The 16,659-nt window shown below is 61.3% G+C and carries 15 protein-coding genes; 7 read left to right on the forward strand and 8 right to left on the reverse strand.

Going from position 1 to position 16,659, the window contains the following annotated elements; translation table 11 throughout:
* Positions 1–124 precede the first annotated feature (124 nt).
* A complete protein-coding gene (gene pgi, locus FKG94_RS19745) occupies positions 125–1,750 on the reverse strand; it encodes a glucose-6-phosphate isomerase (protein ID WP_142928665.1) in 1,626 nt (541 codons plus the stop codon).
* Between the two features lie 159 nt (positions 1,751–1,909).
* Positions 1,910–2,887, reverse strand: a complete 978-nt coding sequence (locus FKG94_RS19750) for a polyprenyl synthetase family protein (protein WP_142928759.1) — start codon at positions 2,885–2,887, stop codon at positions 1,910–1,912.
* Between the two features lie 414 nt (positions 2,888–3,301).
* Between FKG94_RS19750 and rplU the strand changes: the two genes are divergently transcribed.
* The 7 genes from rplU to FKG94_RS19785 all read left to right on the forward strand — a co-directional run bounded on the left by rplU (position 3,302) and on the right by FKG94_RS19785 (position 8,715).
* Positions 3,302–3,613 carry a 50S ribosomal protein L21 gene (gene rplU, locus FKG94_RS19755; RefSeq protein ID WP_142928666.1) on the forward strand — a complete coding sequence of 104 codons (312 nt, stop codon included), beginning with the start codon at positions 3,302–3,304 and terminating at the stop codon, positions 3,611–3,613.
* Positions 3,614–3,705: 92 nt separating this feature from the next.
* On the forward strand, positions 3,706–3,963 hold the full coding sequence (gene rpmA / locus FKG94_RS19760; protein WP_142928667.1) for a 50S ribosomal protein L27: 258 nt from the start codon (positions 3,706–3,708) through the stop codon (positions 3,961–3,963).
* 121 nt (positions 3,964–4,084) lie between these two features.
* Positions 4,085–5,293, forward strand: coding sequence for an Obg family GTPase CgtA (cgtA, locus tag FKG94_RS19765; RefSeq protein WP_142928668.1), 1,209 nt, complete (start codon positions 4,085–4,087; stop codon positions 5,291–5,293).
* Positions 5,294–5,325: 32 nt separating this feature from the next.
* Positions 5,326–5,829 carry a ribonuclease FAU-1 family protein gene (locus FKG94_RS19770; RefSeq protein ID WP_142928669.1) on the forward strand — a complete coding sequence of 168 codons (504 nt, stop codon included), beginning with the start codon at positions 5,326–5,328 and terminating at the stop codon, positions 5,827–5,829.
* Positions 5,826–6,947: a glutamate 5-kinase gene (gene proB / locus FKG94_RS19775; protein WP_142928670.1), complete on the forward strand. Its 1,122-nt coding sequence runs from the start codon at positions 5,826–5,828 to the stop codon at positions 6,945–6,947. Before FKG94_RS19770 ends, proB begins: the two co-directional genes overlap by 4 nt.
* Positions 6,948–6,988: 41 nt before the next feature.
* On the forward strand, positions 6,989–8,044 hold the full coding sequence (locus FKG94_RS19780; RefSeq protein WP_142928671.1) for a pyridoxal phosphate-dependent aminotransferase: 1,056 nt from the start codon (positions 6,989–6,991) through the stop codon (positions 8,042–8,044).
* Positions 8,045–8,115: 71 nt separating this feature from the next.
* Entirely contained in the window at positions 8,116–8,715 is a 600-nt protein-coding gene (locus FKG94_RS19785; RefSeq protein ID WP_142928672.1) for a glutathione S-transferase family protein, read from the forward strand.
* A 328-nt stretch (positions 8,716–9,043) separates the two neighbouring features.
* On the opposite strand, the gene FKG94_RS19790 is transcribed toward FKG94_RS19785, so the two are convergent.
* The 6 genes from FKG94_RS19790 to FKG94_RS19815 form a co-directional block, all read right to left on the reverse strand.
* A complete protein-coding gene (locus FKG94_RS19790) occupies positions 9,044–10,402 on the reverse strand; it encodes a DUF58 domain-containing protein (RefSeq protein WP_142928673.1) in 1,359 nt (452 codons plus the stop codon).
* A complete protein-coding gene (locus FKG94_RS19795) occupies positions 10,399–11,382 on the reverse strand; it encodes an AAA family ATPase (protein WP_142928674.1) in 984 nt (327 codons plus the stop codon). Before FKG94_RS19795 ends, FKG94_RS19790 begins: the two co-directional genes overlap by 4 nt.
* A 75-nt stretch (positions 11,383–11,457) precedes the next feature.
* A complete protein-coding gene (locus FKG94_RS19800; protein ID WP_142928675.1) occupies positions 11,458–12,753 on the reverse strand; it encodes a DUF4350 domain-containing protein in 1,296 nt (431 codons plus the stop codon).
* On the reverse strand, positions 12,714–14,369 hold the full coding sequence (locus FKG94_RS19805; protein ID WP_142928676.1) for a DUF4129 domain-containing protein: 1,656 nt from the start codon (positions 14,367–14,369) through the stop codon (positions 12,714–12,716). The genes FKG94_RS19800 and FKG94_RS19805 overlap by 40 nt, the downstream gene beginning before the upstream one ends.
* A 42-nt stretch (positions 14,370–14,411) precedes the next feature.
* Entirely contained in the window at positions 14,412–15,401 is a 990-nt protein-coding gene (locus FKG94_RS19810; protein WP_142928677.1) for a stage II sporulation protein M, read from the reverse strand.
* Entirely contained in the window at positions 15,398–16,084 is a 687-nt protein-coding gene (locus tag FKG94_RS19815) for an RDD family protein (RefSeq protein ID WP_246125273.1), read from the reverse strand. Before FKG94_RS19815 ends, FKG94_RS19810 begins: the two co-directional genes overlap by 4 nt.
* Positions 16,085–16,659: the final 575 nt, after the last annotated feature.

Consider the following 16,659-nt stretch of genomic DNA (forward strand, 5'->3'; position numbering starts at 1 on the left):
TTGAAAACTTTCCGCGTTGTGTTAGCCCTGCGTATAGGCTTAAGTTGCGCAGTTGCAGGCGTCCCTCCGCGCCTAAGTTGCTAAGTTGCAGGCGTCCCTCCGCGCTTCTCCGCGCTTCGTAAGGTTATCTCAACCTGTTGACTAGCTGGCGGGTGGATGCGTCCCAGTTGTCCGGGCACTCACCGCTGGCCATGGCCTGATGAATCGCCGTGCCCAACTGCTTGCCTAACTCCACCCCCCACTGATCGAACGCGTTGATGCCCCAGAGTACGCTCAGGCAATAGACTTTGTGTTCGTAGAGAGCAATCAAGGCGCCGAGACTGGTGGGGGATAAATCCTCCAGTACCAGTGTATTGCTCGGCCGATTGCCGGGAATCACCTTGTGGGGGGCCAGTTCATCGACCCGCGCCGCGGGCAACCCCTGGGCGCGTAACTCTTCCCGCGCCGCCGCCAGCGGTTTGCCGGCCAGCAACGCCTGGCTCTGGCTGATGCAGCAGGCCAGCAGATGGGTGTGCTGGTCGTGCAGGTGGCTCATGGACTTGGCGCTGGCGATAAAATCCACCGGCACCAGGCGCGTGCCCTGGTGTAGCAATTGATGGAAGGAATGCTGGCCGTTGGTGCCCTCGGTGCCCCAGAGTATCAACCCCGTCGGGTAATCGACCGCCACGCCGTCGCGGGTGACGCTTTTGCCGAGACTCTCCATATCCAATTGCTGCAGATAGGCCGGCAGTTGGCCCAGACGCTGGGCATAGGGCAGCACCGCCTGGCTCTGAGCCTGCCAGAACTCGCTGTACCAGAAGGTAATCAGTGCCAGCAGCACCGGCATATTTTCCGCCAGCGGCGCCGTGCTGAAATGGTGGTCCATAGTGTGGGCGCCGCTGCGCAGGGCATTGAAGTGGTCCATGCCGACGGCCAGGGCGATGGGCAGGCCGATCGCCGACCACAGTGAGTAGCGCCCGCCCACCCAGTCCCACATGGGGAAGATATTGTCCGGCGCTATGCCAAATGCCTCGGCTGCGGCGACGTTGCTGCTGACGGCAACATAGTGTTTGTGCAGATCGCCCTCGGCACAGCCGCCATCCAGGGTCCACTGGCGCGCGGAGAAGGCGTTTTCCCGGGTCTCCAGGGTGCTGAAGGATTTGGAGGCGACGATAAACAGGGTAGTGGCCGGATGTAAATCCGCCAGCGTATCGGCCAGATCGGCGCCGTCGATATTGGCGGTGAAGTGTACGGTTACCTTACCAGTGTGATAGGCGCCGAGGGCGCGGGTAACCATGCGCGGTCCCAGGTCCGAGCCGCCGATGCCGATATTGACCACGTCGGTGATCGGCTGGTCGCGGTGCCCGCGCCAGTTACCGCTGTGCACCGCGGTCACGAATGTCGCCATTTTCTCCAGGGTGGCGGCCACCTCCCGCTGGCGCGCATCCGCCGCCTGGCCCTGAAAGCGCAGGGCGGTGTGCAGAGCAGGTCGCCCCTCGGTATTGTTGACCGGCTCACCCTGCAGCAGTTGGCCGATAGCGGTGCCGAGGCCGGCTTCATCGGCGAGCGCCAGCAACGGCGCCAGCGTCTCCTGATCGATGTGATTTTTCGAGTAGTCCAGAAACAGGCCGGCCGCCGTCAGGGAATAGTGTCGGGCCCGGTCCGGGTCTTGCCGAAACGCATCCAGCAGTGTCGTTTGATCCCAGAAGTGTTTTCTCGCTTGCAGTGCAGACCAACTGTTGTAGCGTTTGGCCAGTGCGTGTTCAGACATTGTTATCCCTTTGCATAATGTTATCTAAAATGTACGTTGCTGGAGCGCCCTTTACACCTGCGGTGATCCGCCCCGGACCGTCGATAAGACGCTCCGTCCCGCGAGCGGCAGGACAGCTTCGGCATCGTCAAAATTGTTATTGGGGTAATAGTAAAACTGCTAGTAGAGGCGACTGATCGCAAACTTCGCCAAGTCTACCATAGCCCGACTGTGGATGTTGTCAGGCAACTGTGACAATTCGGCGATGGCCCGATCCGCCTCGCGCCTGGCGCGCGCCTGAGTGTAGGCCAGGCCGCCGCTGTTTTTGACGATATCGACAATGGCGGGCAATTGCTCCACGGCCCCCTCGCGAATGGCCCCGGCGATCAGTTGTGCCTCGGCGCGGTCGGCGTGCTGCATCGCGTGGATCAGCGGCAGGGTGGGTTTGCCCTCGGCCAGATCGTCGCCGACATTCTTGCCCAGTGCCTCGGCATCGCCCTGGTAGTCGAGCACGTCGTCAATCAGTTGAAACGCCATGCCGAGATGATAGCCGTAGCGGCGCAACACCGCCCGCAGGGCGCGGTCGGTGTTGTTCGCATCGGCCTGCACCAGCACTGCGGCGGTCTCGCAGGCGGCCTCGAACAGGGCCGCGGTTTTTTTGTGGATAACACTCAGATAGCGGTCCTCCGTTACCGTCGGGTCCTTGGCGTTCACCAGTTGCTGGACTTCTCCCTCGGAAATGGTGTTGGTCGTATCGGCGAGAATGGTCATAATGTCCATATTCCCGATCGCCACCATCATTTGAAACGCCCGCGAATAGAGGAAGTCTCCCACCAGCACGCTCGGGGCGTTGCCCCATTTGGCGTTGGCGGTGGGGCGGCCGCGGCGCAGCGCGGAAATATCCACCACATCGTCGTGCAACAGGGTGGCCGTGTGGATAAACTCGATGACGGCCGCCAACTCCAGATGCCGGCGCCGCCCGTAGCCGAGCGCGTTGGCCGTCAGCAACACCAGCAGCGGCCGCAGCCGCTTGCCGCCGGCTTCCACCAGGTAGTGGCCGATATTTTCCACCAGATCCACATTGGAGTGGAGTTGATCGATAATCAGTTGGTTTACAGCCTGGAAGTCGTTTTCTACTACTTTGTGAAACGGCAGCATAGGAAGCATCGGGGCCTGAATCTGTGCGCGAAGACTAGGGATGCTAGGGGTGGTGGAGACCCCCTGTCAAGGTATTGGATGCCAAAGCGGGCCGCCATTGCGATCCCGACCGGCCCCAAAACTTGCGTCGGCCGGCAGTTTACCGTATGATCTGCGCCCCTTAAACGACGCAAGCTTTGTGGTGGGTCAGGTACCCGTATTAAACGCTTGAAAGCTGGTTGTAACGGTAACTGGGTATAACGGTAACTGAGTATAACGGTAAGTAGCGGTAGCTACGAAGGCCGTCCATAGCGGAATGGTTATGGCGGCAGATGCCGGTTTACCGGGTTTTCGGCTGCTTCGTGTCGTCCAAGTCTAACGCGCAACGCGCGAGTCTGAAGCACTGAAACAGAATAGATGTTGGAGCAAGAGTCTATGTACGCAGTATTTGTCAGCGGTGGCAAGCAGCACCGTGTGGTCGAGGGTGAAACCCTCAAATTGGAAAAGCTTGAAGTGGCGACCGGTGAAACCGTCGATTTCGACAATGTGTTACTGGTAGCCGATGGCGACGATATCAAGATCGGCGCTCCCCAGGTTGCCGGCGCCAAGGTCAGCGCCGAGGTGGTCAGCCACGGCCGCGGCGACAAGGTCAAAATCATCAAGTTCCGTCGCCGCAAGCACTCGATGAAGCGCCAGGGTCATCGCCAGTGGTACACCGAAGTCAAAATTACCGGTATCAGCGCGTAGTCGAAGCGCTGGTGGTCACAGGTAAGTAGTCACAGGTAAAAAGCGTCAGTAGTCGCGTCAGTAGTCAAAAAGGTAAATTAGGAGTTTGAGTTATGGCCCATAAAAAAGCTGGCGGTAGTACCCGCAACGGTCGCGATTCCGAAAGTAAACGCCTCGGCGTAAAGCGCTATGGTGGCCAGCAGGTCATTGCCGGCAATATTATTGTCCGCCAGCGCGGCACCAAGTTTCACGCCGGCGTCAACGTTGGTATCGGCAAGGATCACACCTTGTTTGCCAAAGCTGACGGTGTGGTGAAGTTTGAAGTGAAGGGTCCGAAAAACCGCAAGTTCGTGAGCATCGTTGCCGCGTAAACGCCTGGTTTTTCGGCCGGGGTGGGCCGGGCCGCTGGCGGTTCACCTCACCCTGACCGACTTTTGGAAAAGCCCCGTCACTGCGATGGGGCTTTTTTGTGTCTAACTGCCGGAGGCTCCTGTGAAATTTGTCGATGAAGCGCCCATCTCCGTCGTGGCCGGCCGGGGCGGCAACGGTTGTCTCAGCTTTCGGCGCGAGAAATATATCGCCAAGGGCGGCCCGGACGGTGGCGACGGCGGCGATGGCGGCAGCGTCTACCTGGAGGCCGATGACAGCCTCAACACCCTGGTGGATTATCGCTATCAGCCCCGTTACCGGGCCGCCAGCGGTCAGTCCGGCAGCGGCAGTAATTGCACCGGCGCCAAGGGGGAAGACCTGGTGCTGAAAGTGCCGGTCGGCACCACCGTGATCGACGTCGACACCGGGGAGGTGATGGGCGACATTACCGCCGCCGGCCAGCGCCTGCTGGTGGCCAAGGGCGGTTACCACGGGCTTGGCAATACCCGCTTCAAATCCAGCACCAACCGCGCACCACGCCAGACCACAGCGGGCAAAGAGGGCGAGACCCGGCAGTTGAAACTGGAGCTGAAAGTGCTGGCCGACGTCGGCCTGTTGGGCCTGCCCAACGCCGGTAAGTCAACCTTTATCCGCGCCGTGTCGGCGGCCAGGCCCAAGGTCGCCGATTACCCCTTTACTACATTGGTGCCCAACCTGGGCGTGGTGCAGGTACAAAAGCACCGCAGCTTTGTGGTGGCGGATATACCGGGCCTGATCGAGGGTGCCGCTGAGGGCGCGGGCCTGGGCATTCGGTTTTTGAAACACCTGACCCGCTGTCGGGTTCTGTTGCACCTGGTGGACATGTGCCCCTACGACGGCACCGATCCGGCCCACAATGCCGCCGCCATCGCGCGGGAACTGGAGTGCTTCAGCCCCACGCTGGCGCAGCGCGACCGCTGGTTGCTGCTGAACAAAATCGATCTGTTGCCTGCGGACGAGGTGGAGCAGCGCTGCCGGGACCTGGTCGAGGCACTCGACTGGCACGGCCCGGTGTTTCGCATTGCCGCGATCAACCAAACCGGTACCGCCGAGTTGTGTGGCGCGGTACTGACGCACCTGGAAGCCTGTTGGGAGCGCGATGCCGGCGACCCCGAGGCGGCGCGCGAGGAGGCCGACAAACAGGCACAGATGCAGCGTGAAGCCCGCGACCGTATCGAGCACCTGCGCGCCCGGCACCGGGCGCAAAAAGCCGCGGCTAAAGACGGCGATTCCGGTGATGACTTCCAAGACGACAGCGGTGACGGCGACGTCGACGTGGAATACGCGCCTTAATATATTTCCCCTATACCACTGGCTGACTGGCGATGGCGTTGGGCAAAATTACCGAAATCAAGCAGACACTGCTTGGCGCCCGCCACGAATTCGAGTGTGATCTGTTGGAGTGTTGCGACGGCGGTGCGGCGGTGCTGTATCGACTGCCGAAAGACAACCTGTTACACGGAGTGGCGCTGTCGAAAGGCGATCTGAGCATCGGCTATTTTTGGGAGGCGCGTGCCTACAACGTTTACCATTTTCTCTCTGTCGATGGTCAAACCCGCGCGTTTTACATTAATATCAGCGATCGCACCCGGATTTCCGCACGGTGCATAGTGTGGCGGGACCTGGTGGTGGATATTCTGATTGACGCCGAGGGCAACTGCCGGGTGCTCGATGAAGACGAACTGCCCTGCGATCCGCAGCCGCAGATTGCCGCCACCATTGCCGCTGCCCGCGCTGATATCGTGAACAACCGCGGCGCCCTGCAACAGCAGTGGCGACAACGCTCAGCTCGCTTGGTAAAGCAGTATTCGTTGAGAGAGAGACTATGAGCATACGGCAATCCCTGCAGCAGGCGCGCCGCTGGGTCGTAAAAATCGGCAGCTCTCTGCTCACCAATAACGGCAAGGCCCTCGATCATCGGGCCATTGCCGGTTGGGTCGAGCAGATGGCGCGGCTGCGTCACGACGGCATCGAACTGGTGCTGGTGTCTTCGGGCGCCGTCGCCGCCGGCATGTCGCGACTCGGCTGGCACGAGCGCCCCGACAGCATTCATCGCCTGCAGGCCGCTGCCGCGGTCGGGCAGATGGGGCTGGTGCAGACCTACGAGCAGGCGTTTCAGCGCTTTGATCTGCACACGGCGCAGGTGCTGGTCGATCACGATGACCTGTCCAATCGCCAGCGCTACCTGAACGCCCGCTCCACCCTGCGCACCCTGGTCGGGCTCGGCGTTGTTCCCATCGTCAATGAAAACGACACCGTGGTTACCGATGAAATCCGCTTTGGCGACAACGATACCCTGGGCGCCCTGATCGCCAACCTGATGGAGGCTGAACTCCTGGTGATTCTCACCGACCGGGACGGTATGTACGATGCCGATCCGCGCCGCCATGCCGATGCCCGGATTTTAAGTGAGGCATCCGCACTCGATCGCCGGCTCGATGCCATGGCCGGTGACGGCGGCAGCCTGGGGCGCGGCGGTATGCTGACCAAGGTGCGCGCCGCGCGTTTGGCGGCGCGCTCCGGTGCCCACACCCTGATTGCCGGCGGTCACACCGAGGATGTGTTGCTGCGCATTCGCGCCGGCGACAACCTGGGCACCCTGCTGGTGGCCGAACAGCAGCCGCAGGCGGCGCGCAAACGCTGGCTGGCCGGGCAGTTGCAGATGCGCGGCACCCTGGTGCTGGATGCCGGCGCGGTCGAGGTGCTGCGGGCGCAGGGGCGCAGCCTGCTGCCGGTGGGGGTGAAGCGGGTGGAGGGGCGTTTCTCCCGTGGCGATATGGTGATTTGCCGCGACGAACAGGGCCGCGAAATTGCCCGCGGGCTGGTCAACTACAGCAGTGAAGAAGCGTGTAAAATTATCGGTCAACCCAGTGAGCGCATCGATAAACTGCTGGGCTATAAAGACGACGACGAATTAATCCACCGGGATAACCTGGTGCTGGTTTAGGTGTCCATTCAACGAGCGCGGCAACGGCAGATGAGCGACAGATGAGCAGTATTTTCAAGCCCCATATTACCCGTATGAGCGCCTATGCGCCGCCGCTGGAGGGGCGCAATCCGCAGCAGTTTACCCTGCTGGATTTTAACGAGCGCACCATTCCCGTCAGCGAGCCGATCAAGCAGGCGCTGGTGGATTTTATCCGCGGCGACCGCCTGCAGATGTACCCCTCCTACGGCGATATCACCGAGCGGCTGGCGGACTACTGCGGCGTTGACGCCGGGCAGGTGATGATCACCAACGGCTCGGACCAGGGTATCGACCTGATTGTCCGCGCCGCCGCCGCTGCGGGTGACCACGCGATTATTCCCGGCCCCAGTTTTGCCATGTACACGCAGTGCGCGGCGGTTGAAAATCTGCGCGTGAGCGAACCGGGCTATACCCGCAGCGGCGGTTTTCCCACGGCGGCAGTGCTGGCGTCAATTACCGAGGCGACCCGCCTGATCGTTATCGCCAACCCCAACAATCCCAGCGGCACCCTGGTGGCGCGGGAGGATATCCTGGCGGTCGCGGCGGCGGCACCGCAGGCGGCGGTGCTGGTGGATGAATGTTATTTCGAATACACCCAGGCCACTGTTGCCGACCAACTGGCGGCGCACGAGAATCTCGTGATTACCCGCACCTTTTCCAAAACCTGGGGGCTGCCTTCGGTGCGCTTCGGCTATGTTTTGTCGGCTGCTGACAATATCCGCGCGCTGTTGAATGTGCGCGGCCCTTACGATGTCAACCAACTCGCGATAGTGGCGGCGCAGGCGGCGTTGGACAACCCGGCCTATACCCGGGAGTATGTGCGGGAAGTCATGGAGCAGGCCAAGCCGCTGTTGGAGCAGTACCTCGATACGGCTGGTATCGACTATTGGCCGAGCGGCGCCAATTATTTATGGTTGTTTCCGCAGGATGTAACTGTGTTGAGCGAGCGGCTCAAGGAAGCGGGTATCCTGGTGCGACCCAAAGCCGATGCCGACGGGCGACCGGGTCTGCGGGTCACCATTGGCACGCTTGACCAGACCCGGCAGCTTGTCGAAGTGATGAAGTCCACCGGCTGAATGTCGGGTCCGGAAAGCGGGTGCCGGGAGAGTCGGTTGTTGATCGGGTGATGTGGTAGGGAGAGGACCTTATGTACAGGGTTTATGGCGATATACTGTCCGGCAACTGCTATAAAATCAAGTTGCTGTTGGAGTTGCTGCAGTTGCCCCACGAGTGGGTTCACGTCAGTGTACTGGCGGGCGAAACCCGCACCCCGGACTTTATAAAGATGAACCGCAACGCCAAGATTCCCGTATTGGAAATCGCCGGCCCGGATTACTTGTGCGAGTCCAACGCCATTCTCAATTACCTCGCCGAGGGCACCGACTACCTGCCGGCGCAGGGGCTGGCGCGGGCGCGGGTGTTGCAGTGGCAGTTCTTCGAACAGTACAGCCATGAGCCCTATATCGCCGTCGCGCGTTTTATCAACAGGTTTTTGGGCCTGCCCCCGGAGCGGGCTGAGGAATACGCTGCCAAGCAGGAAGGCGGCCACAAGGCACTGGCAGTGATGGAGCAGCAACTTGGCGAAGCGCCTTATCTGGTGGGCGCCACACCGACCATTGCCGATATCAGTCTGTATGCCTACACCCACGTGGCGCCCGATGGCGGTTTCAGTCTCGACGCCTATCCGCAGATTCGCGCCTGGTTGCAGCGTATTGAGGCGTTGCCCCACTATGTGGGCATAGAATGACTTCTAACCTTCTTATAAATACTGCGGCGGTTTTGCGTAAGTGCTGAAAGCAATGCATTGCGGGGGCCTTTCATGTTTACCGGCGAATAACAATTCGGATGCCGGTTTTGCCATCGTGCCACAACGCCGGCCCGGCAGAGACCCGGTAGCCACCTGAGCCCGCCCGCCGGGCCGTGGTGTGGCAGGCAAAGTGTTTAGAACGGTGAACTATTCGGTAAGGAACAGGTGCGGACTACTGAATAACTTGCGCCCAAAAAATTTACTTGTGGTAACTTCGATGAAAACAGAATAGATCAAGTTATTATGTTACCAGTGTCGCTTACGCCACTCACAACAACCCGGCGCGTTTAATTTCGAGATAACTGTTGGCCAACCGCACCGCCAGTTGCTCGGGCGTGCAGTCGATACTGTAAATACCCCGCGAGACGATTTGCCGCTGGGTCTGGCGGCGGCTTTCGAGGTAGTGTTGCACACCGCTGTAGCGCAATGCGTCCTCGAACGTGTCGACCGGTTCGATACAGGCCCGGTCAAGTGCCTTTTCGCGGATGTTCGCCAACAGCACCAGGTGGCGACTGCGCAACAGGTTCAGTGCCGCCACCAGCTCATCCACATCCTCGTCGCGGGTATTGGTCACCACTATGGCCAGCGACCGCTTGCGCTGGGCGCCCATCATATAAGTGGCGGCAGTAACATAGTCAGAGGCACTGACCCCGGGTTGCAGATCGTAGAGACCGTTGAGTATGGTGTTGACGTGACCGACACCTTTTTGACCGGGAATCCAGCGCAGGTTTTCGCCGAAGCTCAGCACCCCGACACTGTCACCCTGGCGCAGGGCGATATAACTGACCAGTAAAGTGGCATTTAGAGAGTGGTCGAAATGGCTGAGACTGTCGTCCTTGGCACGCATGCGCCGGCCGCTGTCAACCAGCAACAATACCTGTTGATCCCGCTCGTCCTGGTACTCCTTGGAAATCAGGTGGTGGCGCCGCGAGGTGGCTTTCCAGTCCACCTGGCGCAGGCTGTCGCCCTTGCGGTACTCGCGCAACTGATGAAACTCCATGCCCTCGCCGCGGCGGGGTTTCTTTTTTATGCCCAGTTGGCTGGTGTGATTGTCCGTCGCCAATAAGGTGTAAGCGGCAATCGCGGCGAAGTCGGGAAAGACCTTGATCTCGCTCTGGGCCTGCCGGTCACTGCTGCAGATTGTCTGCCATAAACCCCACGGACTCTGCAGCCGCAGCTGCGCCGCACCCAGGCGATCGGGGCCGCGCTCCAGGGCTCGCAACTGATAGTGAGCGCGACTCAGATGCCCGGGCCGCAAGGCGACCGTGCAGGGCAGCGGGGTGGCCTCCATGGTGGTGGTGATGCCGTCGAAAATCTCGATCACCTGCGGTCGCAACGGCCCCTCATGACTGACTGTCAGCTCCACCCGGGTGCTTTTGCCGACCGGCAGGTTGCCCGGCAGTTTGCGCGTTACCGACAGCCGCGGTGGCCGGCGCGCGCGCCAGTAGTCGGCGCCGGCCAGCACGCCGAGCAGTACCAGTGCCGCCAGCCACACTTGCGACTGCTGCTCGAGCCAGTGTGCGGCGGGAAACCAGGCGCCGGCCAGCGCCGATCCGAACGCCAGCACCGCCAGTCCTGACACGAGTGCGAGCAACCGCCGGGCCGGGTAAACGTGGCGCAGTGTCATTGTCGCGGCGCTTCCACCTGCTCGAGTAACTCCGCCAGCGCGCGGTCAGCGCTCACACCTTCGATCTCCAGCTCCGCCGCCAGCAGGATACGGTGGCGCAACACCGGCAACGCCACCGCTTTGATATGATCCGGTGTAACAAAAGCATTGGCTTCCATCAGCGCTTTAGCTTTGGCGGCCGCAACCAGCGCAATGCTGGCGCGCGGGCCGGCGCCGCGGGCGATACCGTTCCAGTCGCGGGTAGCGCGGGCCAGGCGCACGGCGTAACTCAATACCGCCGCATCCACCGTCACAGTGTGCACCAGCTTTTGGATCGCCAGCACCGCCTCGGGTTCGATCAGCCTGCGTACCTGGCCGAGGTTAAAGCCGTCGCTGTCGGCGGCGTCGCAGATTTGCTGCACCAGTATTTCCTCGTCGGCTGCATCCGGGTAGTCGATAAAGATTTTCAACATAAAGCGGTCCAGCTCCGCTTCCGGTAACGGATAGGTGCCCTCCTGTTCAACCGGGTTTTGGGTGGCGAGCACCATAAACGGCTCGCCGGTGGTGAACGATTCGCCCTCAATGGTGATCTGCCGCTCCTGCATCACTTCCAGCAGCGCGGCCTGGGTTTTAGCCGGCGCACGGTTGATTTCATCGGCCAGCAACAGGTGGGTAAATGCCGGTCCCCGCCGCACTTCGAATTGCTGACTTTGCATGTCGAAGATGGCATGTCCGGTGATGTCCGAGGGCATCAGATCGGGCGTAAACTGCACGCGGGAAAAGTCGCCGCCAAAACAGCGGGCCAGGCTGCGCACCAACAGCGTCTTGCCCAGTCCCGGCACACCCTCGACCAGCACATGGCCACCGGCCAGTAGCGCCACCAGCACCTGATCGATGACCGGGTCCTGCCCGACCAGCGCTTTTTTGATCTCCTGGCGCAGGGTGTCGACGGTTTGCGCGCTGCGTTGAATGGGGTCCTCTGTCAGACCGGTGTCAGTCATAGTGGTTACCTGTTGCCATGTCTTGAAGAAATGTCTTGAAGAAATGTCTTGACGAATTAAGTTGAAGAAATGCGTTCATAGACAGTTCCTGATTTTTTGCAGTTGCGCCACCAACTGCTGAAATTCTTGTTCGCCGGTGCCGACCGCTCCCAGCATGGCCCGCTCCAGCAGCGGCAGCGGCAGTGATGTGACCCGCTGCAGGGTCTCCAATTGCGCGCCGGCGGAGAGCTGGGCGTAGCCGCGGTGGCGCCTGCGCAGTTGCTGGTTGATGGTATTGCGCAGGTTTTCAATCAACGTGTGCTGCTGGCGGTGGCGCCACAGAAACGCCGCATTGGCCTGGCTGTGTTCGATAAAGCGCCGGCGATCGAGTTGTGTCTGCACCCTTATCGGGCCAAATCGCACCGGCTGTTTCCACAGCCACAACAACAGGGCGAGGGTGGCAAACAGCATACCGTAGGGTGCCGCCCGCCAGAGCGTCGACCACAGGGAGGGTGCATCCTGATTGATGATAAACCAGGTTTTACTCGTGTCGCCGGCGAACAGCCACAACATATATGCGTGGTCGTGGCAATCGATGTCGGTATTGGTCCAGATGCCGTTGTCGGTGGTAACGGTAATCATGCCTTGTTCCAATTCGAACTGAAGCAACTTAACGCCGAACTGGCTGTTGATCCAGCCGGTGGCCCGATCGCCGCCGTCGACAAATGAATGCCCTCCGTACCAATCCGCCTGCAGGGGCTGCTGCTCGCCGTCGAAAATCACTTCTACCGTTTGGGGGAAACAGCCTGGCTCCGCATCCGGTGTTGCCGCCGGAGCGGGCAGGTCGGTTTCCGCGGCGCTGCGGCCGCGCGCCCGACCCGGATCATTCGGGCGTTGCTCCTGGGGTTCGTCGGCAAGCGCTTCGCGCATGGCGGCCTCGTCTACCAGCGTGATACCCAGGCGTGCCAGTAGCAGGTCCTGCTCGGGGTTGCTGTTGCCGAGGAATTGGTTGCGGGTGGAGACGATCAGGTGGCCGCCGTTTTGCACCCACTGCCAGAGTGTCTCGAGGCGCTCTTCGCCGAGAGTACGATGCGCGTTGATCAGGATCAGGTTGTCAGTGGCGGCGATGGGCGAGGTGTCGGTATGAATCTGATCGAGCAGGGCAAACCCCCGCCTCGATTCCGCCGCCAGCCCGAGGGAGCGGAGAAAGCGCTCGGCCGCCAGCATCGGGTTTTGCCGTGCCGCCTCGGACAAACCCCGGTCGACCTCCTCCTCCTTCCACTCGATGGACCGCCACAGCCAAAAGGCCAGCCCAGCCAGCACGGCGACGGTAACGGTGGCAATTATCCGCCTCACCGGGGCCTGGCCTCGACCGGCGTCTGGGGGATGCATTCGCGCCACTGTTCGCACAGCCGCAGTATCTGTTGGTCGGTAGGTTGCTGGTGACCGTAAGCCAGGGATTGCCAGAGTTGGGTCAGCGCCGCAAAGTAGGCGGCGGTGGCGGCCGGCTCCCGGGCCTGCACCTGCCTGACACATTCGGCCTCGGTGTTGCCGTCTTGAACCGCCAGGCCACGGGCCGTCAGTTGTATCAGTGCGGTCCGATACAGCAATGCCACCGCCTCGCGCGCGCGACCCTGCTGCCACAGCGACAGGGCGGCCGCGGCGGCGTCTGCCGGCGGGTTTGCAGCGCTTGCCGCCGGGTCGAACAGGGTGTCGGGGGCGGCGCCTGATACCGGCGGGGCTGGGCCGCGGTAGCTGAGCTGTGCCAGCCAGCGGCGATAGCGGTAGGCCAGCAGCAGTGCCAGGGCGACCACCAGAGCCCAGATAATGGTTTCGATGCTGTTCGCCAGCCAGGACAGCAGCGCCCTGGCCCAGTCCGGTGCTGTGCCGGTCTCCGCCTGTGGATCGGTGCCGTCGCCGAAGACCGGTGTGTAGACGGTTTCTTTTCGGTGAAAGTCCTCTCCCGCCAGGATTTCTCCGATGCGCTGTTTGGCTGTGGTGCGGTCGAAGACAACGGGTTCACCGTCCGCCTCCGGTTGCGCTTGTGCGACCGGAGGCAGCAGCGCCAAGGCCAGGCTCAATGTGAGGGCGGCTGCAATCGCCAGATGCGGACCGGGGTGTTTACCGGCACTCTGCTCATCACCTTGACTGGCGCTGTGGTCGTTACTTTGTTTGCTATCTTGACCGGTGCTTTGGCCGGTAGTCTGTTCGTTACTTGGCGAGGCGTTTTGCGGGATGCCTTGGCCGGCGCCGGTTTGCAGCGGTTTGGCAGCGGTGCGTTTTTGCAGGATACGGCGAAACGCAATTTCGATATCCCAGCCTTCCAGCTTGATACGGCGGTTGAGGTACAGGGCGAAACCACAGGCGACATAGAACGGCGCCACCAGGGTGATGGCACAGAAGTAAATGGTATTTTGCAGAGCCAGCCACCAGAAGGCTTCCTGCTGCAGTAGCCGGCTGTAGTTGATATCGAACTCGTCCGGTATAAAAAAGTAGATCAACAGGTAGGCCGAGAACGCCAGTATGGTTTCCAGGTGGATGCCGATCACCGTCAGCCAGCCGGCCGGAGCGGCGTCTTCCCGGCGCAGCACCAGGACCCGATGGCGTCGCTCGGCGCCGCTCAATTGTTCCAGTTGCGATACCGGCAGGTCCATAGAGCGCATCGGCGACAAGCGCAGCCAGGTCAGCGGTGCCAGCCAGTGGCGGCGCATGAGTTCGGGACAGGCGCGCAGTGTTTCCAAGGTGCCCGGCAGGTGGCCGAACAAGGCCTGGCTGAGGATATACAGCAGCGGCCGTTCCCACAGGGGTTTCAGCCACCACATAAACAGGGTCGACCACCACAGGTAGATCGGCGGCAGCAGATGCAACAACAGCGTCGGCGGCAGCGCCACCAGCACCCACGCCCTGGTTAACGGCCACCACCAGCGGCGGGCCATCAGGATGCCCAGGTCCACGGCCTCCCAGGGGCTGCGCGGCCGAATTTCCGCCGCCACGCGACTCAGTTTCAAATTTCAGGTTCCACTATCAGGTTCTAATGTCAGGTTCCAACTTCAGTTTCCATAACCACCCCCGCGGCGGGGGCGTCCGGATCGGGTCAGCCAGAGAATCACCAGCAACCACAGCCCGGTGCCGATGGTGTACTTGATCCACACCGGCAGGCTGGCGTCGGCCGACCAGAATGCTTCTATAAACGCGGCTATCACCAGCATAAACACCACGCCATAGATCAGCCTCACTGCCACCTGGCCGGCGCGTTTGAGAGATTCGATACGGCTGAGGTTGCCCGGTGCCAGCAGACTGTAGCCGAGCTTCAGACCGGCGGCGCCGGCGATGACAATGGCGGTGAGTTCAAAGCTGCCATGGCCGATAACGAACGGGAAAAAAGTGTGGTAGTAACCGACGTTGCTCAGGTGGCCGGCGACGCCACCGAGCAACAATCCATTGAACAGCAGAATGACCATCGAGCCCACACCCAGTAGCAGGCCGAAACCGAAGGTGCGAAAAGCGACGCTGATATTGTTCTCGATATAGTAGCCGAACATATAGAGGTTGGTGGCCGCTTCGCGAGCGGCGCCGAATACGGCGTTGTCCGGGTTGTACATTCTTTCGAACCGGTCCACCTGTGCCGGCGGCAGCAGTGAATAGAGCAGGTCCGGCTGCCAGATGACCGCCGCGAAAAACAGCAGCGCCGGGCCGTACAGCAACAGGCTCGACAGCCAGAAGTAGCGCTGTTGCTCGCGTACCAGCCTGGGAAATTCGATCAGCAGAAAGCGCAGCATGCCAAAGCGCATACCGCGCCGGTGCTGGTAAAGCTGGCGGTGCCCGCGCAGTACCAGTTGTTCGAGGCGGTCGACCAGATGGCTGCTGTAACGGCGCTCCCGGGCCAGGGACTGAAAGTGACAAATGCGGCGGTAGAGGCGGCCGAACTGTTCATAGTCGCGCCCCTGCAGGGGCGTTGCGGGTTGCTCCAGTGCCTCGAGCAACTGCTGGAATGCTTGCCAGTCGGCGCTGTAGCGCTGCTCGAACTGTTGCTGTTTCATCGCTGGCCCACCAGTGAGTTGGCCATTTGCCTGATTGCCAGCACCGGGTCCGGGGTGTTGAGCAGCGGCTGCAATACGCCGGCCAGTTCCCGCTGGCGATCCTCGGAGAGCTGGTCGCTGCGCTCGGCGAAGGCGAGCAGCGCTTTCTGTTCATCGGTGCTGAAGTCCGCCGGCACCGGCCGCTTGCCGGTGCAGTTTAGTGCCGGCGCCGGCGGCGCCGGCAATTCGTAGATCACCAGGGTGCCGGCCACCAGGTCGCCGAGTCGTTTGAATTCGCGGTTACAGGTGGCGGCGACCACACCCGCGGCGTAGCCGACGGGCAGAAAATCGGCGGCGCGCAACAGGTTGCGCAGTAGCGAGCCGCCGAGGCTGACCGGCGTGCCGTCGTCGTGTACGACCCGCAGGCCGAGAAGTTTTTTACCCGGTGTCATGCCGTCCCGGCGGACTTCAAAATAGACCGGATAGAACCATTCCAGCATAAAATAGGTGATCAACAGCAGTCCCCAGCCCATCTCACCGGTCCATCGCAAGCCCAGGTAGGAAAGAAAAAAGATCAGTGCGCGGATCAGGAAGTCGACCGTAAATGCCATGATACGCGGCAGGATACTGGCGGGGCGCAGGGGCAGGGCGACGCTTTCCGGTGTTTCAACGGTGTAGAGGGTGTCCAGGGGCGGGGCGGTCAAGGTTGTGTCGGTTGCTTCTGATGCGGCAGGGGGTTTTCCTGCGGGTGCCGTCTTGTGGAATGTCTTGGGTGGCGTTATTGGCGGCATTGTCGGCTCAGGTCTTCCCTGTTGTGCCCGCTGGCACCGGTGAGAACAGTGGGGGTTATATCGGTGGTAACTTCGGGTCATTGTGCCTGAAACCGCCTCGAAATCAACGGCCTGGTATTGGTGGTGGGTGGTTGTGGGTGATGGGTCTGCCGATCTGGTGGGGCGGATCTTTGTGGTGCTTCCGATTGATGGGTTGTTGTGTCCGGCAAGGTAAACAGGGTCAAAAGCGAACTGTTTGTATAGTAACGTCTGCGGCGACACGTTGCGCGATCACGTCGCCACGTTGCGGGGTCCACGTTGTGGGGTCCACGTTGCGGGGTCACGTTGCGGGGTCACGTTGCGGGGTCACGTTGCGGGGTCACGTTGCGGGGTCACGTTGCGGGGTCACGTTGCGGGGTCACGTTGCGGGGTCACGTTGCGGGGTCGCACGTTGCGGGGTCGGGGTGCTTGAATTTTGACCAGGCTTTTTCTGGTCAAAATTCAAGCAC

Source organism: Exilibacterium tricleocarpae, assembly GCF_007004655.1.
Taxonomy (GTDB): domain Bacteria; phylum Pseudomonadota; class Gammaproteobacteria; order Pseudomonadales; family Cellvibrionaceae; genus Exilibacterium; species Exilibacterium tricleocarpae.